The organism is Virgibacillus salexigens (genome assembly GCF_014905415.1).
GTDB lineage: Bacteria > Bacillota > Bacilli > Bacillales > Amphibacillaceae > Virgibacillus > Virgibacillus salexigens.
In genome coordinates this window covers 622492-649068 of record NZ_BNEO01000001.1, presented here as the reverse complement: position 1 = coordinate 649068, position 26577 = coordinate 622492, and the positions used below count along the sequence as shown (strand labels likewise).

The window sequence follows — 26577 nt, the reverse complement described above, 5'->3', positions numbered from 1 at the left end:
CATGTTAATGATTGGAGAAAAATCATTCCATTCTCGACTGATGCTAGGTACTGGAAAGTATCCGACATTTCAAAGCCAAAAAAAGGCGGTGCAAGTATCCGAAACAGAAATTCTAACCTTTGCAGTCAGAAGAATGAACATTTTTGATGAAAACGAGCCGAATTTATTGGAAGAATTAGATTTACAGCAGTATGATTTACTACCAAATACTGCTGGAGCTAAAACAGCCGATGAGGTAGTAAGGATTGCCCGCTTAGCCCGGGCTTCTGGTTTATGTGACATGATTAAAGTAGAAGTTATCGGCTGTGAGAAAACGTTGCTGCCTGACCCTTTTGAAACGATGAGAGCTTCGGTACAACTGTTAGAGGAAGGGTTCACTGTATTAACCTACACCTCTGATGATGTTGTATTAGCAAAACGATTGGAAGAAGCAGGTGTACATGCGATTATGCCAGGAGCCTCACCAATTGGATCGGGGCAGGGCATTATCAATACAATGAATCTACAATTTATTATCGAACAATCTGATATCCCAGTAATTGTTGATGCAGGGATTGGTTCTCCAAGTGATGCTGCTTATGCCATGGAGCTTGGAGCAGATGGGGTTTTATTAAATACAGCTGTATCTGGCGCAAAAGATCCAATTCGAATGGCAGAAGCAATGAAGTTGGCCGTACAATCTGGCCGATTAGGTTATGAAGCCGGGCGTATCCCTAAACGAATGGATGGAATGAAGAGCAGTCCAGATACGGCGATGATCGAATGATAGCAGGACGTTATGCTCGTCAAGAACGATTTGCCCCGATAGGGAAGACAGGTCAATGTCGATTAGCTGCCAAACATGTGGTCATCGTTGGTGCGGGAGCATTAGGCAGTGCAAATGCGGAAATGCTTGTACGAGCAGGAATAGGTAAGTTAACTTTGATTGATCGTGATTATATTGAACTAAGTAATCTTCAGCGCCAACAGCTTTATACAGAAGCAGACGCGAAACAGAATCGAACGAAAGCAAGGACTGCCGAGCAACGATTACAAGCAATTAATCCGGAAGTAGAGATTAAGGGAATTGTTGATGAGCTCGATGAGGAAAACGGAGAAAAGATGCTACATGATGCTGATTTTGTTATCGATGGAACAGATAATTTTCAAACACGTTTTGTGATAAATGATGTGTTAGCAAAACATCGTAAACCTTGGGTATATGGTGGCTGCTTACAGAGTACTGCCATTGCACTTTCCATTATTCCTGGAGAAACCCCTTGCTTACAATGTTTAATTGATCATCTCCCTCAGGAAGGGAAAACCTGTGATACGGTTGGTATTATTTCTCCTGCGGTACAGATGACCGCTGCCTATCAGACATCGGAGTGTTTAAAGTACTTGACTGGTAATGGTTTATCTCAGGAGTTAGTACAAGTTGATATATGGGGAAGGACCTATAGTGCAATTAACGTAAAAAAGTTATTGAATCCCACTTGTTCATCTTGTTCACAATCAGCAACCTATCCTTATTTAACCAAGGAAAAAGGGATGAAGACAGTTTTACTTTGTGGAAGAGATACGGTACAAGTAAGACCAGGAGAAAAAGGCAGCTTATCACTTTCTGCTTTAGCGAAAGCTGTCAAGACATTTACGGATAAAATTAACGATAATGGAGAAGTACTTATTTTTGAAGTTGAAGCCGTTCGTTTTGTCGTTTTTCAAGATGGCAGAACCTTATTACATGGCGTTACAAATATAAATGTCGCAAAACAATTGTATCAACGTTATATTGGCGCATAGTTCAAAATATCAAAGTGGGGAGAAAGATACTCCCCACTTTTGCTTTGTGAGATAGATTGCTTGTCTGTAACATTCCGGTTTAACTTATTTGGGAGGTGAACACAGAACCTTTTTTCATGCTTATTAATAGGGGGCTTGATTTTTTGCTTTTCGAAGCTAATCGATTATCGACACACCCCCAAATATTACTCTTGTTCTAATTTATACCTTAAGTAATTATAATTAGAGGTAGGTTCCCTTTTGATTATATTTCCTTCTTTGTCAGTATAGATTTCGTATTCCCGGTATGTTTCAATACGGTACCCATTTTCAACTTCCGTTTCTTCTTTCATATATTCCAACGTACTATCAGTTTCTACTTCATTACTTACTTCTAGCGTGTCTTCCCCCTCTCGAAAAGTGGGCGTGAATCCATGCTTTGTTTCCGCCGTTTCCCAAAAAGCAACAAGGCCCAATATTACAATAAGAAAAAATAAAGAGAGTGTTTTTTTCATATTCTATTTCTCCTTTTTCATATACTTTTGATTGGTAGGGAACTTCATTTATCTGTTCCATTATTATGTTTAAAGAAATAAATTAAGAACGTTTTACATTTATTGATTGTGCTACTATCAACAATATTCTTCCTGTAACTATTTTATGAACGAGAGAGGAAGATCTTAGACTTCGTATGTTAAGAACGTACTAGGTTATTGCATCCACACCTACATGTCACTATGAAGGGTAATTTACTCTTTTCTTCGTATAAAATGTGTTCATTTGATGATTAACTTTATTTTGTTTTAAATGATGTTACGTGATAGAGTAAGTGACATGCAAATAAATCGTAATCATTACGTTTTACGGACGTGTAAGAAAAGGGATTTCTTGAAAGGGTGCTAATATGAACTGTTTCTACGTAGAATTTTAAACGAGTTCTCAGAGAAGGATCGATTAATTTATCGTATGGTAATAAAAATGGAAGATAAGTTAACAGAAAGCATCTTAACAGCAGAACAGTACATGATTCAAGTGAAGAAATATTCGCTGCATGAGGAAATAGCTAAACATTTTAATATGCCATTATTTGAACTTTTAGAAGTTATGAAAGAATTGGAGGGAAAGATTCATAAGAAATTAAAAGAAATGCATGCTAAGGTTTTATGGGTTGATTATACAGAAATTATTTCTCGTATGGATAAGGATAGCAGAAACAAAAAGTGGTTTTATGTGACTATACCTTCGAATTAAATCCTTTGACTTAGCTCCTTTTTTTGGTCGGCATAGACCATTTGCAACAATAAAGGTGAAAAAGCTGTAAAGGTTTATAGTTTACAAATGCGTACGTTTCTATTACAATGAATCGTAATCATTACGATTTGGTTTATTCGATATTAAACTATTGTATAAGCAACTAAAGAAATAAAAACATTTAGAGTATAAAGATGAATCATTAAGTCAATTAGAACAAAACGAATTTAGTCACCTGTGATGATTGGGATAGGCTAACCATGCGTTTAGAAAAAATGAACCCAACAGCTACCAAATATGTATGTTTAAATAGTCAAATTGATTTGCGTAATGTGCTAAATATCTATTCTTTTGACTTGAACGAGAAGTTAAGATTAAATGCAAATGGTATAAATGCAAAGGATCATCATGATGAGAGTATTTCTTCATTATTATTGAAAGAAACAAGACCGCTTGACTTAAGAAAACTTAACTTGTGGTTTTCTTATCTTGTTCAAATACAAGGCGAGAATTTATATCGTTATAAAGGTGTCTTAAACATAGAAGGAAAAGATAAGCGTTATATTTTTCAAGGAGTTCATATGCTTTTTGCAGGAGAAGAAAAAGGTAACTGGAGGGAGGAGGATACTCGTATAAGTGAACTTGTATTTATTGGTAAGAACTTAAATAAGGAAAAACTTACTAGGCAATTCCGTAGATGTATATCGGAAAAAATTTTTAAATCAAAACCGTAATGATTTCGATTTAAAGGAAGAAGGTTTTCTATTGAATACAACGTTCGATGGCAGGGCTTAACCATTGAATCATCTGATCGCTCTATGATCCTGCCACGACTGCAAGTTGAATTTATTAAGAAGTGGAAAACAATTTTTAATTGATAAAAGGGAAAGGTGAGATAAAATGGCAAAAAAATCTAAAATTGCAAAAGAAAAGAAAAGACAAGCAATGGTAACAAAATATGCAGAATTACGAAAAGAGTTAAAGGCAAAAGGAGATTATGAAGCACTAAGAAAGCTACCACGTGATTCTTCGCCGACACGTTTAACAGGCAGATGTGAAGTAACAGGGAGACCTCGAGGATATATGAGAAAGTTTAAAATGTCCCGGATCGCTTTTAGAGATTATGCGCATAAAGGGCAAATACCAGGTGTGAAAAAATCAAGTTGGTAAGAAAAATGAGGGAACTTTGTTTATGTATAAGTGGATCATTATAGGCGGAGGTGTTCAAGGATGCAGTGTGGCCACTCGCCTACTAGAAAAAGTCAACAAAGAGGATTTTTTGATTATTGATTCCTATCCAGATCCCATGTAAGTGTGGCGAACACTAACAAAAAAATAGGCATGTCTTACTTAAGATCTCCCTTGTTCCATTACCCTGCTAGTGAACCCTACAGCTTAAAAAAATACGCCCGGTCAAACGACTATGCTTAACCCTTCAAAGGAAGATATTCAAGGCCTCGATTAGATATTTTTAATCAGCATAGCCTGGATAAAATGGAGGGGGCAGGCGTGAATGAGTGTTGGAAACAGGGGACTGTGGAAGGACTTTTCATGGTTTGAAGGCGGATGGGCGTGCCACTCTCTAATAATCAAGTGGTTCGAAAACTGGCACATCCATCGCTATCCAAGGTGTAGGGAAGTGGATAGCGGCTTATCCTGAACAGGAAAGAATAAAAATCTTACATGAGGAACCAGGGATAGCAAAGCAGTGGGATGACAAATATGGTGATCGTTTAACAGAGTTGGTATTTATTGGCGTAGATATGAGTGAAGAGAAGATCATCATGGGTTTAAATCAGTGCTTACTAACAGATGAAGAGACGAAGCAGGATTGGAGAAAATTTCATGATCCATTGCCTGAATTTACCTAAGGACCTTGAACAAGAAGAAATATTGTTGATTTAAGAGGCATTTGTTTTATAATTAGACAATATAAATCGTAATGATTATGATTTTTGTTAGGCAAATTTGAATTCCATTCGTAAATATAAAACATAATCACTCAGTATCTTGCAAGTTCGAATTAATCATATTTGAGGGGGGATCAAATGAATGAACAGCAGGTTGTAGAAGTAAAAAACGTTTCTTTTAAGTATGAAAAGGAATGGGCAGTTGAGCAAGTGGATTTTTCAATAGATAAGGGGCAATTCCTTGGATTGGTAGGACCAAATGGTTCCGGAAAAACTACTTTGGTAAACCTGATTCTTGGTCTCATTAAGCCTAATAAAGGAAGTATTCAATTATTTAACCAACCACTTAAACATTTCAAGGATTGGAGGGAAATTGGATACGTTTCACAAACGTCCAATAGTTTCAATTCAGGTTTTCCGGCGAGTGTCTTAGAAGTCGTAAGATCCGGCCTTGTCTCAAGATTAGGTATGTTCCGCTTCCTAAAACGTGAGCATACGCAAAAAGCATTAGAGGCATTGAAAATTGTAGAAATGGAGGAATTTGCAAAATCTAATATAGGGGAACTATCAGGCGGTCAGCAGCAAAGAGTACTTATCGCACGCTCCTTAGTTAGTGCCCCTTCGTTATTAATTCTTGATGAGCCAACAGTGGGAATTGATGAAAAGCATGTCACCGCGTTTTATGAGTTACTTGCAAGGTTAAATAAAAATCATGGTATCACCCTTCTTATGATCACACACGATATAGCTACGATTACGGAGCATGCAACTCATCTGGTCTTCATGAATAGAACCATAAGGTTTCATGGTACTCCGGAGGAATATAATCAATACAATGGAAACGAGCCGAACCCAATTTATGGCCACATGCAACAGCAACTAAATCATATGGAGGTGATGTCCTGATGCTCGAAGGCTTTTTAAAATATGAGTTTTTACAGAATGCTGCAGTGACAGGAATATTAATTGGTCTGGTTGCACCATTACTTGGAGTTTTCATCGTTGTTCGCAGGCTGTCTCTAATTGCAGATGCTCTTTCTCATATTACATTAACCGGGATTGCAGCCAGTCTTTTACTAGAAAAGAAAGTTACTGGGATAAATGATTGGAATCCAGTATTCATGGGGATGACCTTTTCCGTATTAGGTGCTGTTCTAATCGAACGCTTAAGAAGCGTGTACAAGAATTATGAAGAGTTGGCCATTCCTATTATCTTGTCTGGAGGTATAGGATTAGGCGTCGTTTTCATATCTCTAGCAGACGGCTTTAACACGGATCTGTTTAGCTATTTATTTGGAAGTGTAGCAGCTGTAAGCCGTTCCAATATGTGGACCGTCCTGATCATAACATTTACTGTGATTTTACTTGTTTTTTTGTTTTATAAAGAGTTATTTGTTTTATCATTTGATGAAGAAAACGCTAGGGTTTCAGGAGTTAAAGGACATTGGATCCATTTTCTATTTATTTTGCTGGTGGCACTAGTTATCGCTTCTTCGATGCAAGTAGTGGGAATCCTACTCGTTTCAGCTTTAATGACATTACCGGTAGCTTCAGCTTTAAGAATAGCCAAGAGCTTTAAACAAACGATCGGGTTATCGGTACTATTTGGTGAAATATCTGTTCTTATCGGTTTGTTCTCTGCTTATCATTTAAGCATCCCTCCAGGAGGTACGATTGTAATGACAGCAGTGCTGATTCTTATTTTAACGATGGCTTATAAAAAGATAAATACGCTATTTTTGATTAAGGTGGGAGTATGATGAATTTGAGTACAGCCATTCAAAAGTTAAAACAGAAGGGTTATAAGCATACAAAACAGAGAGAGCATATGTTGAATTTTCTTATAAGTCAAGATCGATATATTCCTGTTAAAGATATTTTATATAGCATTCAACAAGTTTTGCCAAATGTGAGCCACAATACGATCTATAGGAACTTATACCTGTTAGCGAATGAGAAATTATTAGAAATGACTAATCTTCATGGTAAAAGATACTTTCGCTTTGCATGTAATCTAATGGAGATCACTAATATTTTATTTGTAACCTATGTGGGAGTGCAAAAGCATTTGAACTTTATCCGATGAATATGATAAATGATAGATTAAAAGATTATCAAATTCATAGCCATAAATTTGAAATTTATGGCTTATGTCCACAATGTACGAGTCCAGTTAAAGAAACTGGAATAAAATTATGATTATTAATCGTAATGATTACTATTTACAAATCGTAATCATTACGATATAATGTTTTTTGAAAATAAAGAGGAGGGGAAATATTGAAAAAAATATTAGGCATTATCAGTTTTGTTACGTTTATTTTTGTTATATCTGCGTGCGGAAATGGAGTAAGTAGTAGTGATGATAGCAATAATTCAGAGAAACCGAATAAAGATTTGAAGCTATTTACTACTGTTTATCCTCTTCAGTATTTTGCAGAGCAGATTGCAGAAGGTGCAGCTTCCGTGGAGACAATTTTACCTCCAGGTTCAAATCCGCATAATTATGAACCGACGACGGAAGAAATAGTGGATATTGCTGAGTCCGATGCTTTTATTTATAACGGTGCAGGTTTAGAGCCTTTTGCTAAACAGATTTCAGATTCTATTGAATCTGAAGATGTAACAATACTAGAAGCATCAAAAGGAATTGACTTAAAAGAGCATGTACATAGCCATGACCATCATCACCATGAGGGGGAAGAAGGTAATCATGAGCATGAACATAATCACGGGGATAAAGATCCACATGTTTGGTTAGATCCCATTCTCTCTATTGAGATGGCAGAAAACATTAAGAATATCCTTGTAGAGCTTAAACCTGAGCAGGGAGAAGTATTTAATAAAAATTTTGAAACACTTAAAGGAAAGCTTGAAGAACTTGACACAGAATTCCATACACAACTAGAAAGCTTACCTGAGAATAAAATAATTGTATCTCATGCTGCTTACGGATATTGGGAGCAATCTTATGGTATTGAGCAAATTGCTATCTCTGGATTAAGTCCTACCAATGAACCTTCACAAAAAGATATACAAGGTATTATAGAAACTTCTGAACAGCACGGGTTAAACTATGTGCTTTTTGAACAGAATGTAACTCCTAAAGTGGCAGATGTTGTGAGGAAAGAAATTGATGCAGAGACCTTGCGAATACACAATTTATCTGTTCTAACCGAAGAAGATGTTAAGAATAAAGAGAATTATTTTACACTTATGGAGCACAACTTAGAGGTTTTAACCGAAGCCTTATCTGAAGCCTCTACCTCTGAAAGTGAACATGAGCATACCCATAATCATGCGCATGATGAAGAAACAGAGAAAATTTATGAAGGGTATTTTGAGGACAGTCAAGTGAAGGATCGTTCCCTTTCAGATTGGGAAGGAGATTGGCAGTCTGTTTATCCGTTACTTCAAGATGGTACGCTTGATGAAGTTTTTGCCTATAAAGCAGAACATGAAGGTGATAAGACGATGGAAGAATATAAGGAATATTATCAGGAAGGTTACCAAACAGATGTTGAGCGTATTTTAATTGAAGGAGATAAAGTAACTTTCTTTGAGAATGGTGAAGAGCGTTCTGGTAAATACACCTATGATGGATATGAAATTTTAAATTATGAGGCAGGGAATAGGGGAGTAAGATATATATTTAAACTTGCAGAAGCATCCGAAGGACTCCCTCAGTATATTCAATTTAGTGATCATAGCATCTATCCGACTGAAGCTGGACACTACCATTTGTACTGGGGAGATGATCGGGAAGCATTATTAAATGAGGTCACTAACTGGCCAACCTATTATCCATCAGAAATGAGTGGACATGAAGTAGCTCATGAAATGATGGCACATTGATTTTATAGCCATGTAAATAGTTTAAAAGCAAAGATTAATGTAAAACAAACAGAAAGGCAGAAGGTGGTTGTAACAGCCTTCGGCCTTTCTATTTGATTAATAAGTAACATATTGTCACACTGTAATAGTAGGTGAGTTTACCTACTTCTAGCGCAAATCTAAAAAGGATTGGTTGCCCACTGTAAAGATTGTTTAATGAAGATGCGTGGGTGAAGCTTCAATTGAGCTACCATATATTCTGCTAGATCCTCTGGTTGCATATATTTATCTTCGTTTTTTTCTGCTAGTTCATCTCCAAAGACGAGTTCTGTAGCAACGAGGCTTGGGTTCATCGTAAACACGCGAATATTGTTTTTACGAACTTCTTGCATCAGTGCTTCGGTCATACCTTGAATAGCAAATTTAGACCCGCTATATGAGGTAGAACCTGCCGTTCCTTTTAAGCCATTACTAGAGGAGATATTGATGATGTCTCCTTGATTTTTTTCAATCATCTGTGGTAAGACAGCCCGGATAACATGATAGGTTCCAAAGACATTGACTTCAAATGTATGTTTCCATGTTTCTGGATTCATTTCTAGCAAATCCCCATGCGCACCAATTCCAGCATTATTAATAAGAATATCTGCTGGGCCTAGTTCACTTTCTAAGTTGGCAATTGCTTCTTCTACTTCTTCTAAGTTAGCTATATCAGCCACTGCGACACTTACCCTCACACCAATTTCTGCTGCTTCCTTTGCAACTACATCCAGTTTGCTTTTTGTTCTTGCAATTAAGCCAACATGTACTCCCTCACGTGCAAATGTTAGAGCCGTGGCTTTACCAATACCGCTACCTGCTCCAGTAATATAGGCGATTTTCCCTTTAATCTCTTGTCCCAATCTGACCCCTTCCTTTCTATCCTAGTATGTTGTTAAGTATAAAATGTGTAGCCAAGAGATTCAAAGATACTGTATCAACATACATACTACTTATTAAACCGGGTAAACTTCATCGTAAAAGCATGTGAGGAGTGTAACGAGATGATGGAACAAAAAGTAGCGATCATAACCGGTGCTGGATCAGGAATTGGAAAAGCGACAGCATTAAGATTAGCAAAGTCAGGGGCAAAAGTTGGTTTAATTGATTTACATGAAGGTGATGCAGCAGCTGTGAAAGAAGATATCGAACATCAAGGAGGAGAGGCTATCGTTGTACAAGCGGATGTAGCTGATTCTGCTGTATTGGAAAAAGCAATTAAACGTATTGTTCAGCGTTGGGAAAGGCTGGATTCCGTTTTTGTTAACGCAGGAATTAATGGACGGGTTGCTCCAATTGAGGATTTAAGTCCGGAGGATTGGGACCAAACATTAACGATGAATCTGAAAAGTACCTTTCTTACAGTGAAATACGCTGTACCATATTTGAAAGAATATGGAGGAAGTATTGTCATTACCAGCTCAATAAATGGGAATCGTACGTTTACTGGTTTTGGTATGGCAGCATACAGTTCCTCCAAAGCTGGCCAAATGGCGTTTGGAAAAATGGCTGCTTTAGAGTTAGCTGAATACCGTATTCGTGTCAATATTATTTGCCCCGGTGCAATTCAAACCAATATTGGTGAAAATACGTTTACGGATGAAGCTAATTTAGCTAAAATCAGAATTCCAGTAGTGTTCCCCGAGGGGAGTCAGCCTTTGGAACATGGTGCTGGAAAGCCTGAACAAGTTGCTGATCTAGTCCACTTTTTGCTTTCGGATGAAGCAAGCCATATTACTGGTACAGAAATCTTTGTTGACGGTGCTGAATCGTTACTACGTTGAGGGATTAAACATGCTTAATAAGTTATCGCACCCTAATAATTAGATCGGTGTGCCATTCTAGCAATATTCCAGCTCGCATTTGGATAGCGATTAATAAGAGTGATGGCTGTTTTTTCTTTCCAATCTAAAAAAGGGGTGTACTTAAGCAGATGTGAATATTTTTTCCTTTATCATATGGAGTACACCCCTCTGGATCCTCAAATTGTTCGGTTCATTAAGGCTTGGTTCCTCTTATTGAGATCCTCTTATGAGGATCGTTTAACCATATCCACATAGAGTTGTTGGTATGCTTTATGTTCTGCTTCCATGCCTAGTTCGGAATAGAGTTTTGCCAGCCATTCTACTGGTTTAGGGTCATCTTCATATAGCTCCATATCCCAACTCATACACTCAATTGCACGTTCAGGTTGATGGTAATAATGATACAATTCACCTAGCCTGCGCTGCTGATTCGGCTCTTCGAAAATATGAATCATTTCTTTGATTTTTTGAATGTCTAGTTGCGCTAATGGAAGATCATTAAACGGAGATAACCAATTTTGGATATAGGTTAATTTGTGTTTTTCTAGTAATGCACAAATTGCTTGATGTAACATCTTGCTTGCTTGTGTTGGATTTACTTTGGCTATCGTACGAATTAATTGTTGAAGTTCGAACGGTGAAATAGCATCAAAATTCATTTCAGTCTTGTTGGTTATGGCTTCCAGCGATTGGATTTGAGCAGATGTTAGAGAGAGATCATGTTGATTTTGTAAATGCAAGGCATTTTCCCACTCTCCTATTGCTAAATAAGCATTTATTAAATCTTGCAAAAATGAAGCAATCGTTAAATTACGTGTATATAAGTCTTTTAGAATTTCTGTTATTGGTACGTCAGGGAAATGATGATGAAGCATTGTTAATAGCTTTTTATAATCATTCTCGTTCTTAGTGTATGCTGCTTGAGCAATGGTGATGGCTATAAGATCTACCCATCGCGCTTGCTGTCTATAAAGAGCACTAAGTTGATCAAACGCACTATATTTTTGATCATACAGATGATTTTCTATATAAATTGGATCTTTCGCGAGCATGTTTTCGTCTTGATGTTTGTATTGTTCATCGTATTTAGTGAAGGATAGGTCAGTCGAAAAGGCTTCGACCAAACGGTGATTAGGAGAAAAGGATTTTAGAATCGTATATAGGCGGTAGCAAGAAAGTAATTTTCCATCACGTCTCTCTTTATAACAAAGTTTTTCGATAAGATTTGCAAGTTTTTCTTTGGGAATGAGTGACTCAAAATAAGTTGCAATGAGAGCAGTTTCTTGAGGCCCGTATTCACGTTGTAAGTTTTTGAAGAGTTCATTGAATTTATACTTCTTATAAGTGGAGCTTGTTATTTGCCAGTCGATGAGCGGGTGGGGGAAGGATACGGTTAGTCCAGATTGAAAGGCGTTGCCAATATGTGAATTGGTATGTTTTTTTTGGGTTTTTGCATAGGTTAAGTAGCGATCAAGATGGAAAAACAATAGATACGTTTGCTCGTTGTCGTCGGTCGCCTCAACTATTCGGCTTCGTTTGTAAATTGCCATCCGTTTCATCGTTAATGGAATGGATTGTTGGTGATTTTTTACTATAATCATTTGATTTTCCATGATTAGCCCCCTTATATAAAGTAAGAACCATAATGCTTATGTATATGATTTAAGATTATCATAAATGAATGATGATGGTAAATGATTAACCTTACAATCCAGACGTATGCCAGGCTGGAAATAGTTCGTGTTCAAGGCTGTTTCATGAATAATGAACCCCTGCTAATTGTAATTGGAATACCAGGGAAGGAAACGTCGAATAAGAATATCTTTTTGGTGCTATAATCATTGGTTTAAAACGTATGTGAACATAATTCATACTCGATAATATATTGAAATATAGGTGTTTAACTGGAAAATATGTAAGGGGTGTAAAGGAAAATGCCAGCCATATCAGGTGATGATTATTTACGGCGCATTGATCAGCTTAAAACAGAAGTTTGGTATAATGGGCAAAAAATATCTGGACCAATATCACAGCATCCTGCTTTTAGAGGAGCAATGAAAAGCCAAGCTGAGCTGTATGATATACAGCTTAAGGATAATTACAAAGAATTAATGACGTATCCTTCTCCTACTACAGGGGACCGAATTGGAACCTCGTATCTACAACCAATTACTAAATATGATCTATTTAAACGTGGAAAGATGATCCGGACATGGGCCAAGAAACATGGTGGAATGATGGGGAGAAGTCCTGATTATATGAATACGATCGTCATGGCATTTGCAGCTTCTGCCTCTTTTTTAAAAGGGAAAACAAATTGCTTTCCCGAACGGCTTGTCAAGTTTTATGAGGAAGCTAGAGAAAAAGACTTATCGTTTACCCATACATTTATTAATCCACAAGTAAATCGGTCGGAGTATTATGTGGAAGATAGTAAAGATCCTATTGCTGCCCGAATTGTTGATGAAACGGACGAAGGAGTCATTATTAAGGGAGCGAGGCTGCTAGCGACACAGGGAGGAATGACCGATGAAATTCTGGTGTTTTCGGCAGGCGGAATCTTTGAAGATGATAATGCCTATTTCTTTTCGATACCGAGTAATGCCAGGGGACTTAAATTCATTTGTCGAGAGTCATTTCAAAAAGGAGATTCAACCTTTAATTATCCGCTAAGTTCACGCTTTGAAGAAATGGATTCAATTGTTGTATTTGATCATGTACTTATTCCATGGGAAAGGGTATTTTCGTATAAGAATATTGAGGTGGGCAATCATTTCCAGCGCTCGAGCGCATTTTTGCCATTTAATTTACACCAAGTCATCCATAGGCAGATTGTGAAGCTGGAATTTGCCCTAGGGGTTGCAGAGGAGATCATTCAATCTATCAAAATAGCTGGCTATGAAAATGTTCAAAGTAAAATGGCTGATGTGATTGTTGGACTGGAATCGATGAAAGGATTATTAACCAAAGCAGAAGCAAATGCTAAAACAGATGAATTTGGTTTAATGCGGCCGGAAGTTGCTCCCCTTCAAGCGGCCAGCAGTGCTTTTCCAACTATTTATCCTAGGGTAATTGAAATTATTCAATTACTTGGAGCAAGCGGGTTAATCTCTATTCCAACAGAAGCAGATTTTAATTCAGAACTCCGTTGTGATTTAAATCAATATTTACAAAGTGCCACATTAGATGCAGAAGCACGTGTTAAATTGTTTCGATTAGCATGGGATTTAACCATGAGTCCATTTGGAACAAGACAAACCCAATATGAGCGTTTTTTCTTCGGTAATCCATATAAATTAGCGAGTGAATTGTATTTTGGGTATGATAAGCAGGGAGCGCGGGAATTTGTTCAATCGTTTATGGATGAAATATAGCGAATTGTCGAGGAGCATGAATATTGCAATTACTGCTCGATCAAAAGACAAAGTTGCGCGATTTCTGGTTAAATCGCGCAATTCTAGACGGTTAAAAAGACTTTCGATCTTTACCATATAGGATCCAAGGAGAGGGAAGTTCAAATGCATGATTAGCAGGAAGGGCTTTTGCTTCTTCCTTTGTTAGATCTATCCATATAAAGGTTGGTTTTTTTGTACGTCTACATAATTTCCGATAGGCATAAGTAATCGTTTCCCATAGACCTGCTTGTCTTGTGATATCATTCCACGGGTAGGCAACATGTAAATAATCATATTTTTTCTGATCATGTTTCGTAATGATAAAACGTGTGCTTGTAGGGTTTTCATAGAACTCCCATGTTTGTAAATTTTCCTCAGTAAATAAATCTTCGGTTGCAGGAAAAGAATAATAGCATTCATAAGGGAAAATGGCATGATTGTTTATGTATGCTTGATTAATCCAGCCTTTCTTTTTCTGTAAATCATGAATCGGTTGCCAAATCTCTTCTCCTGTTGTTAAAGCAGAAGTGTCCGAGGCAGTCGCACCATGTAAGCTGATATAGGGGGTGAGCCCCGATTTTTCTAACACACGGCGTGCAGGGTAGTTGTTTTCCTGCGTATTTGCCCCAATCCAATGGATGCCTGGAAGTTGCACAGCTTCATTTATCATGTACGTCATCATTTCTGTTGAAAAGTTTTTCCTCTTATACCTGCGATCTGTTCGCAATCTCCCGAGCATGGCATAGCGTTTGGCATATACAGAAAAGCCAGCAAGACTTACCAATTGTTTGTCTGAGAATAATCCATACAATCGATTGGAATCAGTAACTAATCGATGAAAAATTCGTTGGATATAATCATCTTCTATTCCTGTATCCATGGCAGCAAAATATGCCTCATCTTCTATTTGTAATCTACGAATTTGTTGCAACATGGTTTGTTCACTCCCTATCAAGCATGTAAGTATAGTATAACGATTAGCAATAGTTTGGAAAAAGGATTTGTCTGTATCCCCTTAAGAAACATTGGTTTCCTATCATCATGTTTAAGTTCCCTCCTTTTGCTGGGGTACTTCAAAATTTCGGTGTGCCCAATCATTAATAAAGGAAAACTATTTCAGTAAATTTACGAAGTATGCTACACTCTGATTGGATTAAGTGCGAGGTGTAATTATGAATGATCGACAAAGGGAACTGCTTAAAACATTATTAATACAAAACGGAAAAATTCTTAATATAGATGATTTGTCACTGCAAATGGGATGTTCAGAAAAGACGGTACGTAATGATTTGCAAGTAATCGAAGCGCTGCTTATGGACTATAACGGTACAAGTCTAAGACGGCAACGAGGAGTAGGAATTACACTTGAAATGGATGAAACGGACCGACCTGAATTATTACAGAGAGTACTATCATCTGAGACCAAAGTGCATGAGGATCGATGTATTGAAATCGCCTATTATTTACTGGTAAGTAATAAAGCGGTTTCTTTAGAAGAATTGTCCAATAGGTACTATGTTTCAAGAGCCACCGTGAAAAAAGAATTAGAAATCATCGCGAATTGGCTTAACACGTATCAGCTAACGTTATTATCTAAGCCTAAATTAGGCAATGCTGTTCAAGGGGAAGAAATGCAAAAACGTAGTGCATTGGCTCATTTATCAGAGCTTATTTCTTCTGTTACAAGCGATGAAAGCTATGTCTTAAATTTGTTTTTGCCTTATGAAATAACAATGGTAAAAAGGGTACTACATGAATTACAAAAACGATATGAAATCGCCTTTACAGATGGTGCGATGGAAAGTTTACTTGTGCATACGCTTATTATGGTTAAACGAACGCGGCAAAAATCTCCTGTGTCTATTCCAACCGTGGAGAAGGAAACCATACATTCTTACAATGAATATCACTACGCAACCTGGTTTTTAAAAAAGCTCGGCTCCGTTTTTCGAATTAAATTTCCTGAAGATGAGTTAATTTATTTTACCTGGCATTTGCTTGGCAGCAAAAAGAAGGATGACTTAGGGGATGACATCTTTATGAAAGATGATCACCTACTACAAATTATTGATGATTTAATAAACAGACTGGGTAACCTTACCTTATTTTCGTTTGAAAGTGATGGTATTCTCAAGAAAGGATTAATTGTACATATTCATTCCGTGATTAATCGAATGAAATATGGATTTCCTATTACGAACCCACTCTTATCCGATATTAAAAAAATGTATCCCTACTTGTTTAATATGGTTATGATCGCGTTGGATGAAATTAAAGAAAACCACAAACTGGATGTTCCTGAGGATGAAGCAGCTTATTTAGTACTTCATTTTCAAGCTTCACTGGAACGATTAGAAGGCAAACGAGAGAAAGAAAAAAGGATATTAATCGTTTGCCATTTGGGTGTCGGCATGTCTCACTTATTGCAAGCGAAGATCGAGCATCAATACCATGGATTACAAATTGTTGCTTGTATAGGGAAAGCCGATATGAACGATTATGTGAAAAAATATGAAATTGATTTCATCATTTCAACTGTAAAATTGGAACAGGTGAATATCCCCTATGTGATGGTATCTCCTTTATTAGAAGCGAAGGATAAAGAAAAACTAAATCAATTTATTGCGGAAATAGAAACTAAACAAAGTGGAAAGAGTGAAAAATCAGTACTCTCCTCATTAATTCGTGCGGATCTCATCCATTTGGATGTGGATAAAGAGCACCCGTTTCAAGTAATAGAAATGCTAGGGAATACACTTTATAAGAAAGGATTTATCAACAAAGAGTTCATCCATAGTGCACTGTTAAGAGAAAGAAAGTCATCGACTTCAATCGGGGGAGGTATTGCGATTCCGCATGGGAATCCAACAATGATTAATCAATCCGTCGTTGCGGTTGCTGTGTTAAAACAATCTCTAAATTGGGGGGATGAACAAGTATCGTTAGTGTTTTTGCTAGCCATTTCTAGGAATGATCAAAGGTTAAATAAGGACGCGGTCCGACAGATAGCTAATTATAGTGAGGATCTGTCATTTGTTCACTCATTAGTTCATGCTACTAGTGTGAAAGAATTTCTACAAAAGATGAAATAGTCAATCGTAGTTGAGATTTTCGCTAATAATTCATATTTACCAGAAGTTCTGGTAAACATCGAAATTAATTATTCGATATTCTAAGTTATAATACAGGTAGGTAAGAATAAACGATTCATAGGAGGAAAGTGTGATGAAGGTATTAGCTGTTACAGCTTGCCCTGTTGGAATCGCTCACACCTACATGGCTGCTGAAAATTTACAAAAAGCAGGCGAAGAAATGGGCATTGATATAAAAGTAGAAACACAGGGATCGATCGGTGCAGAAAATGTACTTACAGAACAAGACATTGCCGAAGCAGATGGTATTATTATTGCATCTGACAAAGAAATTTCTAAAGAACGCTTTGTTGGTAAGAAATTAATTGTAACCGGTGTCCAAGAAGGAATTCGTAACCCAAAAGCATTAATTGAACGAATTCAAGCTGGAGACGTATCGGTTCATCAAGAGGGGTTAGTATCTCCAGAAGAAGTGAAGCAAGAGCGTAAACAAAAAGAAAACCCTATTTATAAGCACCTGATGAATGGTGTATCGTATATGATTCCGTTTATCGTTGTTGGAGGTCTTTTGATTGCGTTTGCATTGACCCTTGGTGGGGAACAAACAGCAGGTGGAATTAAAATACCAGAGGGTTCGATTTGGAAACAGATTGAAAGCCTTGGCAATACAGCATTTATGTTCATGGTACCAATATTAGCTGGTTTCATTGCTGTTAGTATTGCAGATCGGCCAGGCCTAGTACCAGGTATGATTGGCGGCTATATTGCAGCTACAGGAAGCTTTTATGGAAGTGAGGCAGGTGCTGGTTTTATTGGCGGGATAATCGCTGGTTTCTTAGCTGGTTATATCGCATTGGGTATTAAGAAAATAAAAGTACCAAAAGCTGTACAACCAGTAATGCCAATTATATTTATACCGATTATTTCATCTGCCATTGTAGGTCTATTATTCATTTATGTTATTGGTGCACCCGTTGCACAAGTGTTCGAAGGTTTAACGGTATGGTTATCAGGAATGCAAGGCGCAAGTTCGATTTTACTCGCACTTATTCTTGGTGGTATGATTGCTGTTGATATGGGTGGACCATTCAATAAAGTGGCATTCTTATTCGGTTCTGCAATGATAGCAGAAGGAAACTATGAAATTATGGGGCCGATTGCTGTTGCAATCTGTATTCCACCTATAGGAATGGGATTAGCAACATTACTGAATAAGAAGAAATATCAGGAGAATGAAAGAGAAGCTGGGAAAGCATCATTGACCATGGGCTTTTTTGGAGTGACAGAAGGTGCCATTCCTTTCGCTGCGCAGGATCCCTTACGAGTAATACCGAGTATTGTGGTCGGCTCCATGGTAGGGTCTGTGATCGCGATGATAGGGAATGTTGGAGATAAGGTTGCACACGGTGGACCAATTGTAGCACTCTTAGGTGCTGTCGTTAATGTAATCATGTTCTTTATTGCAGTAATTGTGGGTGTTCTTGTAACAGCATTTTTAGTTAACTTTTTGAAAAAGGATGTAGCAGATGCTGCACCCGTTCATCAAGAAAACACAGATGGTGGAGCAGCAACATCGAAAGAGACGTCTGAACAACCTACAGATCAGGGAGAAATCCATAAGCTAGTAGATATTACCGCTACCAATCTAATGGAAACAAATCTGACTGGTTCCACACGTGATGAAGTAATTAAAGAATTAATTGAAAAATTTGATGCTGCCGGTATAATAGAATCGAAACAAGCGTATAAGCAGGCAATTCTGGATCGTGAAAGTCAAAGTTCAACTGGCTTGGGAATGAATATTGCGATTCCACATGGTAAATCAAGTGCAGTAAAACGTCCGGCCGTTGCCTTTGGGATTAAGCGTGATGGTGTCGATTGGGATAGCCTCGATGGAACCGATGCGAAGCTAATCTTCATGATCGCTGTACCTGAAGAGAGTGCCGGAGATGCTCACTTGAAAATATTGCAAATGCTATCTCGTAAGTTAATGGATGAAGATTATAGAAACCAATTGCTTGAAGTGACCTCTGAATTAGAAGCAATGAAATTGTTGGGGGAAATTCAATAAAGTTATAGTTGACCGATAAATTACTCGAGGTGATGTTGAATGTATAAAGAACCGATGTTTTTACAGCCCGTTTTTCAAGAGAGGATTTGGGGTGGTCAAAAGCTGCGGAGTGAATTTAATTATGAGATTCCTTACGAAAAAACCGGAGAGGCATGGGTGATTTCTGCACACCCGAATGGACCAAGTGTTATCATGAATGGTCCTTTGTCGGGAAAAACGCTTGCAGAAGCCTGGTATAAACATGGGGAATTATTTAATAAAGATGCAGCGAATATTGAGGAATATCCGTTACTTGTCAAAATCTTAGATGCTAACGCTGATCTTTCGGTACAAGTTCATCCAAATGATGAGTTTGCAAGAGAAGTCGAAGGTGTACCATACGGAAAAACGGAGTGTTGGTATGTGCTTCATGCAGAAGAAGGGGCGGAACTCGTTCTAGGTCATCATGCTAAAAACCAAGAAGAGCTGAAGGAAATGGTTCGTAGTGGAGAATGGGAGAAATTATTACGTCGAAAAAAAGTACAAGCTGGCGATTTTGTATATGTTCCGAGCGGTACCATCCATGCCATTGGAAAAGGAATTGTCATTTTAGAGACACAGCAAAGTTCGGATATTACGTACCGTGTATATGATTATGATCGTACCGATAGAAGTGGTCAAAAGCGTGAACTACATTTAGACCGTGCGGTTGAAGTGACAAACGTGCCACATCAAGATGCGAAAGTAGGACAAAGTGAGATCACGGAAGAAGATTTAGATATAAAGAAACTAGTGGAAGCAAACTATTTCTCGGTAAATCACTGGCAATTACATGGTGAGGTAACTTTGAAGCAAGAATATGACTTTTTGCAGGTTAGTGTGATAGACGGCAATGCTACGATAACAGTAGCCGAGAATGAATTCCCAATCAAAAAAGGAGATCATTTCGTACTCCCTTATGGTATAACTGAATACCATATCGCAGGTGAAGCAGCGTTTATTGTATCGCATCGCTAACGTACTCGATAAATCCAACGTAATGAAGCAAGAACTGTTACTGGTAAAACAACAGTTCTTGCTTTTTATTTACTGCTCCTTTGATAACTGGGAAAGAACGTAGAGAAACCGTTACATTTAGCTAATAATCCAAATAGATAGTAATCTAGACTGCATTTAACATTAGTATATGCTGTATATAGTGTGACAGCTCTGGTATAGGTAGATGGGTGGTCCTTACAGGTTATAGAAGATCATGAGCAAGTTACAAAAGTTGGTATTGGTCGTTTTAGTGGGGAGGGGTTTTTAGAATGTGGCACACGAATCGCAAATTTGATAATCAATTATTTCCTATTTATACGAAGAACATAAAAAATGGATAAACAGACTAGTAAAGTTTATAAAGCCTATCAAAGGAAAGTAAATGAATTATATTATTGGATAGCATTTGCTCTTGTTTTAGCATGTCTTCGGGGGATAGATCACATATACTTGACGCTTCTGAATGAATTTTATATGACGCTACTTATAGTAATTGGCTTGGCAATTAGTTTTTGGTACAGGCGTATATTATTATAAAAAATTAACCTACGAACCTTTAATGGAAGTATATCTAACTGACGACATGATTAATGATTACATAATTGCTGGAAAGAACGGATTTAAAATAGAAGTTGGCATAGCCATCATTATTGTATGCTTATTTGTTTTAGCATTTGTCTTATTTATAGTATTTCGCTGGTTAATGTGTTTCCTAATATCGTTATTCTTATTTGCCCTGTTAGGAATGTTGTTTGGATCCATAACGATTGAAAGATTTAAATTCTATCAAAAAAGGAAATCGGTATGAAGTTCATGCATATTTGCCTGTACCATAAGCCATTCCCTCAAAGTTAGAGGGGTAACAGAATGCGACACGTTGGTTATGTACCAACATAGAAGGATGACTCCATTCCCCCAACTTGTTCCTCCTACTATCCTTTTCACGATCCGGATTCTTCCAAACGCGCTTTGATGTTGTATCCTATGGAGTATAAGCGTTTTACATGATTAACGACTTTCGTAGATTTCAAGATCTGTATGGCATTCAACCAGGTAAAAGGACAAGCATAAATCATCTGTTTAATTGCACTTTTCGATACGTGGAAGGTGTTTGATTTGTTGTGCGTTTAAATGCCTGTGTAAAAAAAGATTGTGAAGAAAAACCAATAATTTCAGCAATCTCACCGATATTATAGTCGGTTGTATCCAACAATATTTTTGCTTCCTTAATTCGAACTTTATTCAGGTATTCAATCGGAGAGATTCCCATATCTTTCTTAAACGTATGTGATAGGTAATATTTATTGATATGCCCCACCTTTGCTAATAAATCAAGTGTGATGTTGTTACGATAGTTTTGATTAATGTAATGCTTGATAAAAGCTACTGCCTTATTAATATTCAGTGTTTCTGTTTTCTCGATGGTAAATTTTTTCTCGCGTTTTAGTTTAACAATCAAGATTTCGATAATATTTTGACAAATAATTTCATATTGGATATCGCCATGCATCACTTCATTTAATAATTTATTAAGGTAAAATAGAACATCTTCACGGTCTCCGCGGTACGTAAAAAGCCCCATTTGTGCGTCTTTTTCCTCAGTAAGTGAGAAAGTCAACCCCTCTATTCCCAAAGCAATATATTGAAGTGAATCTTGAACATTCGACTTCTCCGTATGCTCTACATTAGGATTTATTATCACTAAATCATTTTCTTTAACTGGAATTTCATGAGTTGGAAGAACAAAAGACCCTTTTCCATTTACGATATAAAATAGTTCAGTAAAATGGTGGGTATGCTGTGTACTATGCCAGCCCTTATCATATTCGGAACGAGTAATATACAAAAGTTTAAATGGTCTTTTTTTAGCAGTTGAATTATTTACTTTATATACTTCGTAAGACATGATACGCACCCTCTTTTTATATACGTAATTATGATGACTGATTATTGTTTATATTCTAACTAGTTTTCTAATAAAAGGCAATATTTATAAAACAATGACACCTAGAATATGGAATTATTGGTTTGGTTTTGGATAGTTTCCGTTCATCTATTTTTAACTAGGAATCTAGTATTCACTACAGGGTCTCATGGGAGTTTATTAACAAGCGATAATAACAGCAATATTAATAAAAAAGTCAACAATATTATTATTGTGAAAGCGTTTTTATAAATGTAGCCTTGGAGTAGAGTAGTGATTTGACTACTAAATAAACTATTGAAACGACGGTTTGCCTTTGTTCAACTATGGAAAATCGTTGGATTCCTAAAGGAGGGGATGATTCGGCTTTAGCACGATCTAGCTGTTCATTTATTCTTGGGTAATTGTCTTGAAATTCAAAAGGAGGTTTTGATGTGAACAAACGTTATGAAAAACCATTTTTCATCGTTTTTTTTGCAATGACGATATCTTTATTATCGATAAACGTCCCGTCATTACATGCCGAATTATCAGAAGAAGATAAAGTAGATATTAGTGATCGTGATCTTGAAGAAGGGGATTTTAATTTGATTCAAGGTGACGGATCGATCACATATAATGATGACGGTTCAGCGACTTTTCGTGTTACCTCAAATGAGAAAAATAAAATTGTCTACAGTAAGATGGAAGAGATAAAGAATGGTGTTTTTGAAGCAGATATAACTTCGAATACGGATTTAAGCCGCTTTGGTTTTATTTATCGTCTGCAGGATGCTTCTACGTATTCCTTCGCTGGTACGGAGGATGAAAACGATCAATATTTTAGTGAGATTTTTGGTCCTGCCAATAAGTGGACCTCTACAACGAAGGGGGTACCTTTGGAAGCGGACAAAACCTACCATATACGTGCAAAGTTTGTTGATGATAACGTTACGTTATATGTTGATAATGAAAAAGTGGGTTCCTGGTTTCAACCTGATGGGGTAAATGAGGCAGGATTACTTGGCTTGGAAAAGAGCCGTGGACCTGCTAATATTACCATCTCTAATGTAAGTATCGAGGAATACACACCCCCAGAGCCACCAAATAAGGAACCAATCGAACAAACATTACATTCCAATTATATGGATGTCACCATTGATGAAGTATTTCCACGAATTATTCAATACAAGGTAGATGGTAAAGTGATGAATGGGCAGAAATCTCCTGTTTATGGCTTAAAATTAAACAACATGCTGTACTATCCTGAAGTATCATTTGAAAAAGTCAGTGAAGATGAAGCAATTTACACTTTAGCAGTTGAAGACGAGTATGAAGCGATGGATGCCGAATTAACACTTTCCGTAAAAGTAGAAGATAACCAAGTTACTTACAGATTCGAAGATATAAATAATAAAGCTGGGGCAACGATAGAGACCATTGAATTTGCAGATATGAATTTCATTTCGGTTAATTCCAGTCAAAAGGATGCAAAGGCAAAATTAACAAACCTTAGCAAGGATGTAACCAAACCTGGCGACATCAATGTATTGGTTAATGATTCGCTGGGGGGGATGGACACAGAAACAGGGTATTACACTGCTTTCCTGTCTACAGATGAAATAAGTGCTGGTGTTTGGTCCAGTTCCGAAGTAAATGGATACAAAAATCTTACCGCAAGCCGTTATGAAAATGAAAATGGTGACAAAGCGATTGGGATCGGATCCAGCCCCTTATACTATCATCGCGAATTTATGCCTGAGCCATCATCCAATAAACCAACGATAAAAATTGCGCTTGCCGAAGATATCAATGAAGATAATAATGTAGACTGGCAGGACAGTGCGATTGCTTACCGTGATATCATGCAGGACATTAAAGGAGCAAACAATGTTAATAATCTTGTAGGAACACGAATTGCGATGAATTTTGGGTCACAGGCACAGCAGCCTTTTCTTAAAACATTGGATAATGTAAAAAAGGTAGCCTTGGCAACAGATGGATTAGGACAAGCAGTTCTCTTAAAAGGATATGGAAGTGAAGGACATGATAGTGCGCATCCGGATTATGGTAATGTAGGGGAACGCATGGGGGGCAAAGCCGATCTAAACACCCTTATTAATGAGGGGCATGCGTATAATACCGAATTTGGTGTTCATATAAATGCCCAGGAAACGTATCCGGAAGCAAAAGCTTTCAATGAAGACTTAATTGAAGGACCAAATGCAAAAGGTTGGGGCTGGCTAGACCAATCTTATACAATTGATAAATTAAAAGACTTGTATTCAGGAACGCGGGCAGAACGTTTGGATGAATTACATGCTGCAGCTCCTGGGCTTGATTTTATCTATCTAGATGTCTGGTATCAGGATCAATGGGAATCAGATCGAATTTATGAGCAGTTTAAAGATAGAGGTTGGAGATTGACATCCGAATTTGGGACAGCTGTAGCCAACTATTCTACATGGCAGCACTGGGCTACGGACAAGAATTACGGAGGTCCTGAAAATAAAGGGATTAATTCTGAAGTATTACGTTTTATTGGCAACCATCAAAAAGATTCCTGGGTTTTAAATTGGCCGGAAGCTGGCGGCACAGCAGATCATCCATTACTTGGCGGATTTGAACTAGCTGGATTTGAAGGATGGCAATCCGATAAAAATTATGACAACTTCATCAAAATGACGTTTGATACGAATCTTCCAACAAAATTTTTGCAGAAATATTATGTAACAAACTGGGAAACAACAGATGGTGATCCGACAGTAACAAACTTAGAACAAGAAATTAAGCTGGAAGATCCAAGTAATGGAGATAAAGTGGTGGTAACAAGAAAGGATAATTCCAGAGAACGTATCATTGCGCTTAATGATCAGGTAGTACTTGATGGAAATACGTATTTGATTCCTTGGGTAGAACAAGATTTTGAAAACCCGACCCCTGATTCTGATAAGTTGTATCATTGGAATCTAGAAGGCGGAGAATCAACATGGTCGCTTCCAGATGAATATGCAGGTGTATCTAAGGTTTATGTATATAAATTGACAGATCAAGGCCGATCAGAAAGGCAAAAAGTTAACGTTATTGATCAAAAAATAACCTTACAGGCAGAGGCTGCTACACCTTATATCGTGACGAAGGAAAAAGATGAAGGATTGATCATTGATAATTGGAGTTCAAAAGCGCATGTTTATGATACTGGTTTCAATTCAGGAACAGTAAAAGGGGAACACACAAAGGTTTCTGGTGACAAAAAAGCTGTAACCGTCAAACGGACGAATCAGGCAGGATCAGCTAGAAATTTAAGCAGTGGTGATTATTACTTGGATATCGATAATCCCAAAAAAGACACCTATGTCACTCGTACACTTACAGGACTGGAGCCAGGTAAGGATTATGTAGCTGAGGTTTATGTAGAAAACAACAGTGATAAGCAAGCTTCCATCGAAGTGACTGGTGCTTCAAAAGATGTGAAAAATTACACTCTCCGCAGTCTACAAAAAAATTATGTGAAAGCTGATTCACATGCAACAAATGATGGAACCAATAGTACCATGCAGCGGATGCAGGTAAGCTTTACGGCGGAAAGTGAAAGCGCTGAATTGATCCTTGGTAGAGAATCTGGTGAAGGAAATACCATATATGATGACATCCGAATTGTTAAAAAGTCTTTAACAAATCATGCATCTCCACGTGTATTTGAGCAGGATTTTGAAACGGTAGTGCAGGGTATTTATCCGTTTGTTGTAGGAAACACAGAAGGAGTGGAAGATAATCGTATTCATTTATCCGAGCTCCATGCTCCTTACACCCAAAAAGGATGGGCAGGGAAAAAATTAGTCGATGACGTAATCGATGGTGAATGGTCTTTGAAAGTGAATACTGGAAATAATGGCTTAGTGTACCGAACCATTCCACAGCATGTCCACTTTGAAGCAAATAGTCTATACAAAGTCAGTTTTGACTATCAGACTACTGCTGATTCCTATCGGTTTATAGCTGGAGATCAGGCGATTGATGTAAAGGATATTGATGATGCCAAAGGGCTTTCAGTGAATGAACAAATAACTGCATCCACCGATACCAACAGGGCAGAGTTCACAGTAACTGGCTCAGGAAATGGACAGACCTATATTGGAATCTTTAGTGATGGAACAAGTGTGAATATGGATACCGGTGAAGGAACTTTTATATTAGACAACTTACAAATTGAAAAGGTAGCTACGATAGAAAGCACAGCTGATATCCGAACACTTATTGAACAATACGATGAAGTGGAGGAATTCGCGAACCCTCAAGTGATTCGCGCATTAAACACCCATTTGATTGCAGTTGCTCGTTACGAAAAGCAGGAACAAGCTGCAAAGGTTATCAAGCATCTAAATGGATTTAAACAGCTGCTAGATCAACAAAAACAAGAAAAATTAATTTCTCAAAAGGCGTATAATACGCTTAAATCGAGTTCTGATATTTTAATCGGAAGATGGGAGTAGTTTTTT

Annotated in this window: 22 protein-coding genes; 17 read left to right on the top strand and 5 right to left on the bottom strand. The window is 37.4% G+C overall.

What is annotated here, in order from left to right:
* Window position 1: 1 nt before the first annotated feature.
* On the top strand, window positions 2-766 hold the full coding sequence (locus tag JKP73_RS03005; protein ID WP_200410889.1) for a thiazole synthase: 765 nt from the start codon (window positions 2-4) through the stop codon (window positions 764-766).
* Complete coding sequence (locus tag JKP73_RS03000) at window positions 763-1782, top strand: ThiF family adenylyltransferase (RefSeq protein WP_308436475.1); 1020 nt, start codon at window positions 763-765, stop codon at window positions 1780-1782. The genes JKP73_RS03005 and JKP73_RS03000 overlap by 4 nt, the downstream gene beginning before the upstream one ends.
* Window positions 1783-1967: 185 nt before the next feature.
* Here JKP73_RS03000 and JKP73_RS02995 read toward each other — a convergent pair whose 3' ends face one another.
* Complete coding sequence (locus JKP73_RS02995) at window positions 1968-2276, bottom strand: hypothetical protein (RefSeq protein ID WP_021289469.1); 309 nt, start codon at window positions 2274-2276, stop codon at window positions 1968-1970.
* A 463-nt stretch (window positions 2277-2739) separates the two neighbouring features.
* On the opposite strand from JKP73_RS02995, the gene JKP73_RS02990 reads away from it, so the two are divergent.
* The 8 genes from JKP73_RS02990 (at window position 2740) to JKP73_RS02955 (ending at window position 8777) form a co-directional block, all read left to right on the top strand.
* Window positions 2740-3012 (top strand): hypothetical protein, encoded by a 273-nt coding sequence (locus JKP73_RS02990; protein ID WP_200410888.1) that lies wholly within the window; start codon window positions 2740-2742, stop codon window positions 3010-3012.
* Window positions 3013-3272: 260 nt separating this feature from the next.
* Window positions 3273-3746, top strand: coding sequence for a GTP-binding protein (locus JKP73_RS02985; protein WP_021289467.1), 474 nt, complete (start codon window positions 3273-3275; stop codon window positions 3744-3746).
* A gap of 166 nt (window positions 3747-3912) precedes the next feature.
* Window positions 3913-4182, top strand: a complete 270-nt coding sequence (gene rpsN, locus JKP73_RS02980) for a 30S ribosomal protein S14 (protein WP_021289466.1) — start codon at window positions 3913-3915, stop codon at window positions 4180-4182.
* Between the two features lie 446 nt (window positions 4183-4628).
* Complete coding sequence (locus tag JKP73_RS23360; RefSeq protein ID WP_200411073.1) at window positions 4629-4883, top strand: GTP-binding protein; 255 nt, start codon at window positions 4629-4631, stop codon at window positions 4881-4883.
* Window positions 4884-5060: 177 nt separating this feature from the next.
* Window positions 5061-5828: a metal ABC transporter ATP-binding protein gene (locus JKP73_RS02970; protein ID WP_200410887.1), complete on the top strand. Its 768-nt coding sequence runs from the start codon at window positions 5061-5063 to the stop codon at window positions 5826-5828.
* Window positions 5828-6682: a metal ABC transporter permease gene (locus tag JKP73_RS02965; protein ID WP_200410886.1), complete on the top strand. Its 855-nt coding sequence runs from the start codon at window positions 5828-5830 to the stop codon at window positions 6680-6682. The genes JKP73_RS02970 and JKP73_RS02965 overlap by 1 nt, the downstream gene beginning before the upstream one ends.
* Window positions 6679-7008: a Fur family transcriptional regulator gene (locus JKP73_RS02960; RefSeq protein WP_234447043.1), complete on the top strand. Its 330-nt coding sequence runs from the start codon at window positions 6679-6681 to the stop codon at window positions 7006-7008. Before JKP73_RS02965 ends, JKP73_RS02960 begins: the two co-directional genes overlap by 4 nt.
* Window positions 7009-7202: 194 nt before the next feature.
* Entirely contained in the window at window positions 7203-8777 is a 1575-nt protein-coding gene (locus JKP73_RS02955; RefSeq protein WP_038242641.1) for a metal ABC transporter solute-binding protein, Zn/Mn family, read from the top strand.
* 158 nt (window positions 8778-8935) lie between these two features.
* Here JKP73_RS02955 and JKP73_RS02950 read toward each other — a convergent pair whose 3' ends face one another.
* Window positions 8936-9658 (bottom strand): 3-ketoacyl-ACP reductase, encoded by a 723-nt coding sequence (locus tag JKP73_RS02950; protein ID WP_038242643.1) that lies wholly within the window; start codon window positions 9656-9658, stop codon window positions 8936-8938.
* Window positions 9659-9802: 144 nt separating this feature from the next.
* Between JKP73_RS02950 and JKP73_RS02945 the strand changes: the two genes are divergently transcribed.
* On the top strand, window positions 9803-10579 hold the full coding sequence (locus tag JKP73_RS02945) for an SDR family oxidoreductase (RefSeq protein WP_160806981.1): 777 nt from the start codon (window positions 9803-9805) through the stop codon (window positions 10577-10579).
* A 245-nt stretch (window positions 10580-10824) separates the two neighbouring features.
* Here JKP73_RS02945 and JKP73_RS02940 read toward each other — a convergent pair whose 3' ends face one another.
* Window positions 10825-12213 carry a hypothetical protein gene (locus JKP73_RS02940; protein WP_160806704.1) on the bottom strand — a complete coding sequence of 463 codons (1389 nt, stop codon included), beginning with the start codon at window positions 12211-12213 and terminating at the stop codon, window positions 10825-10827.
* Between the two features lie 321 nt (window positions 12214-12534).
* On the opposite strand from JKP73_RS02940, the gene hpaB reads away from it, so the two are divergent.
* The gene (gene hpaB / locus JKP73_RS02935; RefSeq protein ID WP_160806703.1) at window positions 12535-13974 is read left to right on the top strand and encodes a 4-hydroxyphenylacetate 3-monooxygenase, oxygenase component; all 1440 of its coding nucleotides are present in this window, start codon (window positions 12535-12537) and stop codon (window positions 13972-13974) included.
* A gap of 91 nt (window positions 13975-14065) precedes the next feature.
* Here hpaB and JKP73_RS02930 read toward each other — a convergent pair whose 3' ends face one another.
* Window positions 14066-14929 (bottom strand): GNAT family N-acetyltransferase, encoded by an 864-nt coding sequence (locus JKP73_RS02930; protein WP_038242649.1) that lies wholly within the window; start codon window positions 14927-14929, stop codon window positions 14066-14068.
* Window positions 14930-15167: 238 nt separating this feature from the next.
* Here JKP73_RS02930 and JKP73_RS02925 point away from each other — a divergent pair, with 238 nt between their 5' ends.
* The 4 genes from JKP73_RS02925 to JKP73_RS02910 all read left to right on the top strand — a co-directional run bounded on the left by JKP73_RS02925 (window position 15168) and on the right by JKP73_RS02910 (window position 20983).
* Window positions 15168-17087 (top strand): BglG family transcription antiterminator, encoded by a 1920-nt coding sequence (locus JKP73_RS02925; RefSeq protein ID WP_021289455.1) that lies wholly within the window; start codon window positions 15168-15170, stop codon window positions 17085-17087.
* Window positions 17088-17220: 133 nt separating this feature from the next.
* Window positions 17221-19158 (top strand): PTS fructose transporter subunit IIABC, encoded by a 1938-nt coding sequence (locus JKP73_RS02920; RefSeq protein ID WP_200410885.1) that lies wholly within the window; start codon window positions 17221-17223, stop codon window positions 19156-19158.
* A gap of 39 nt (window positions 19159-19197) precedes the next feature.
* A complete protein-coding gene (gene manA / locus JKP73_RS02915) occupies window positions 19198-20154 on the top strand; it encodes a mannose-6-phosphate isomerase, class I (protein WP_200410884.1) in 957 nt (318 codons plus the stop codon).
* Window positions 20155-20668: 514 nt separating this feature from the next.
* A complete protein-coding gene (locus JKP73_RS02910) occupies window positions 20669-20983 on the top strand; it encodes a hypothetical protein (RefSeq protein ID WP_200410883.1) in 315 nt (104 codons plus the stop codon).
* Window positions 20984-21247: 264 nt separating this feature from the next.
* Here the strand turns inward: JKP73_RS02910 and JKP73_RS02905 are convergent, their stop codons facing one another.
* Window positions 21248-22081, bottom strand: a complete 834-nt coding sequence (locus JKP73_RS02905) for an AraC family transcriptional regulator (RefSeq protein WP_021289450.1) — start codon at window positions 22079-22081, stop codon at window positions 21248-21250.
* Window positions 22082-22533: 452 nt separating this feature from the next.
* Between JKP73_RS02905 and JKP73_RS02900 the strand changes: the two genes are divergently transcribed.
* Entirely contained in the window at window positions 22534-26571 is a 4038-nt protein-coding gene (locus JKP73_RS02900) for an endo-alpha-N-acetylgalactosaminidase family protein (RefSeq protein ID WP_234447042.1), read from the top strand.
* The last annotated feature ends 6 nt before the right edge of the window (window positions 26572-26577 follow it).

Excerpts from the sequence above, each read along its gene's own strand:
- JKP73_RS03005 (WP_200410889.1), top strand. The coding sequence starts at position 2 with ATGTTAATGATTGGAGAAAAATCATTCCATTCTCGACTGATGCTAGGT.
- JKP73_RS03000 (WP_308436475.1), top strand. The coding sequence starts at position 763 with ATGATAGCAGGACGTTATGCTCGTCAAGAACGATTTGCCCCGATAGGG.
- JKP73_RS02995 (WP_021289469.1), bottom strand. The coding sequence starts at position 2,276 with ATGAAAAAAACACTCTCTTTATTTTTTCTTATTGTAATATTGGGCCTT.
- JKP73_RS02990 (WP_200410888.1), top strand. The coding sequence starts at position 2,740 with ATGGAAGATAAGTTAACAGAAAGCATCTTAACAGCAGAACAGTACATG.
- JKP73_RS02985 (WP_021289467.1), top strand. The coding sequence starts at position 3,273 with ATGCGTTTAGAAAAAATGAACCCAACAGCTACCAAATATGTATGTTTA.
- rpsN (WP_021289466.1), top strand. The coding sequence starts at position 3,913 with ATGGCAAAAAAATCTAAAATTGCAAAAGAAAAGAAAAGACAAGCAATG.
- JKP73_RS02970 (WP_200410887.1), top strand. The coding sequence starts at position 5,061 with ATGAATGAACAGCAGGTTGTAGAAGTAAAAAACGTTTCTTTTAAGTAT.
- JKP73_RS02965 (WP_200410886.1), top strand. The coding sequence starts at position 5,828 with ATGCTCGAAGGCTTTTTAAAATATGAGTTTTTACAGAATGCTGCAGTG.
- JKP73_RS02960 (WP_234447043.1), top strand. The coding sequence starts at position 6,679 with ATGATGAATTTGAGTACAGCCATTCAAAAGTTAAAACAGAAGGGTTAT.
- JKP73_RS02945 (WP_160806981.1), top strand. The coding sequence starts at position 9,803 with ATGGAACAAAAAGTAGCGATCATAACCGGTGCTGGATCAGGAATTGGA.
- JKP73_RS02940 (WP_160806704.1), bottom strand. The coding sequence starts at position 12,213 with ATGGAAAATCAAATGATTATAGTAAAAAATCACCAACAATCCATTCCA.
- hpaB (WP_160806703.1), top strand. The coding sequence starts at position 12,535 with ATGCCAGCCATATCAGGTGATGATTATTTACGGCGCATTGATCAGCTT.
- JKP73_RS02930 (WP_038242649.1), bottom strand. The coding sequence starts at position 14,929 with ATGTTGCAACAAATTCGTAGATTACAAATAGAAGATGAGGCATATTTT.
- JKP73_RS02925 (WP_021289455.1), top strand. The coding sequence starts at position 15,168 with ATGAATGATCGACAAAGGGAACTGCTTAAAACATTATTAATACAAAAC.
- JKP73_RS02920 (WP_200410885.1), top strand. The coding sequence starts at position 17,221 with ATGAAGGTATTAGCTGTTACAGCTTGCCCTGTTGGAATCGCTCACACC.
- manA (WP_200410884.1), top strand. The coding sequence starts at position 19,198 with ATGTATAAAGAACCGATGTTTTTACAGCCCGTTTTTCAAGAGAGGATT.
- JKP73_RS02905 (WP_021289450.1), bottom strand. The coding sequence starts at position 22,081 with ATGTCTTACGAAGTATATAAAGTAAATAATTCAACTGCTAAAAAAAGA.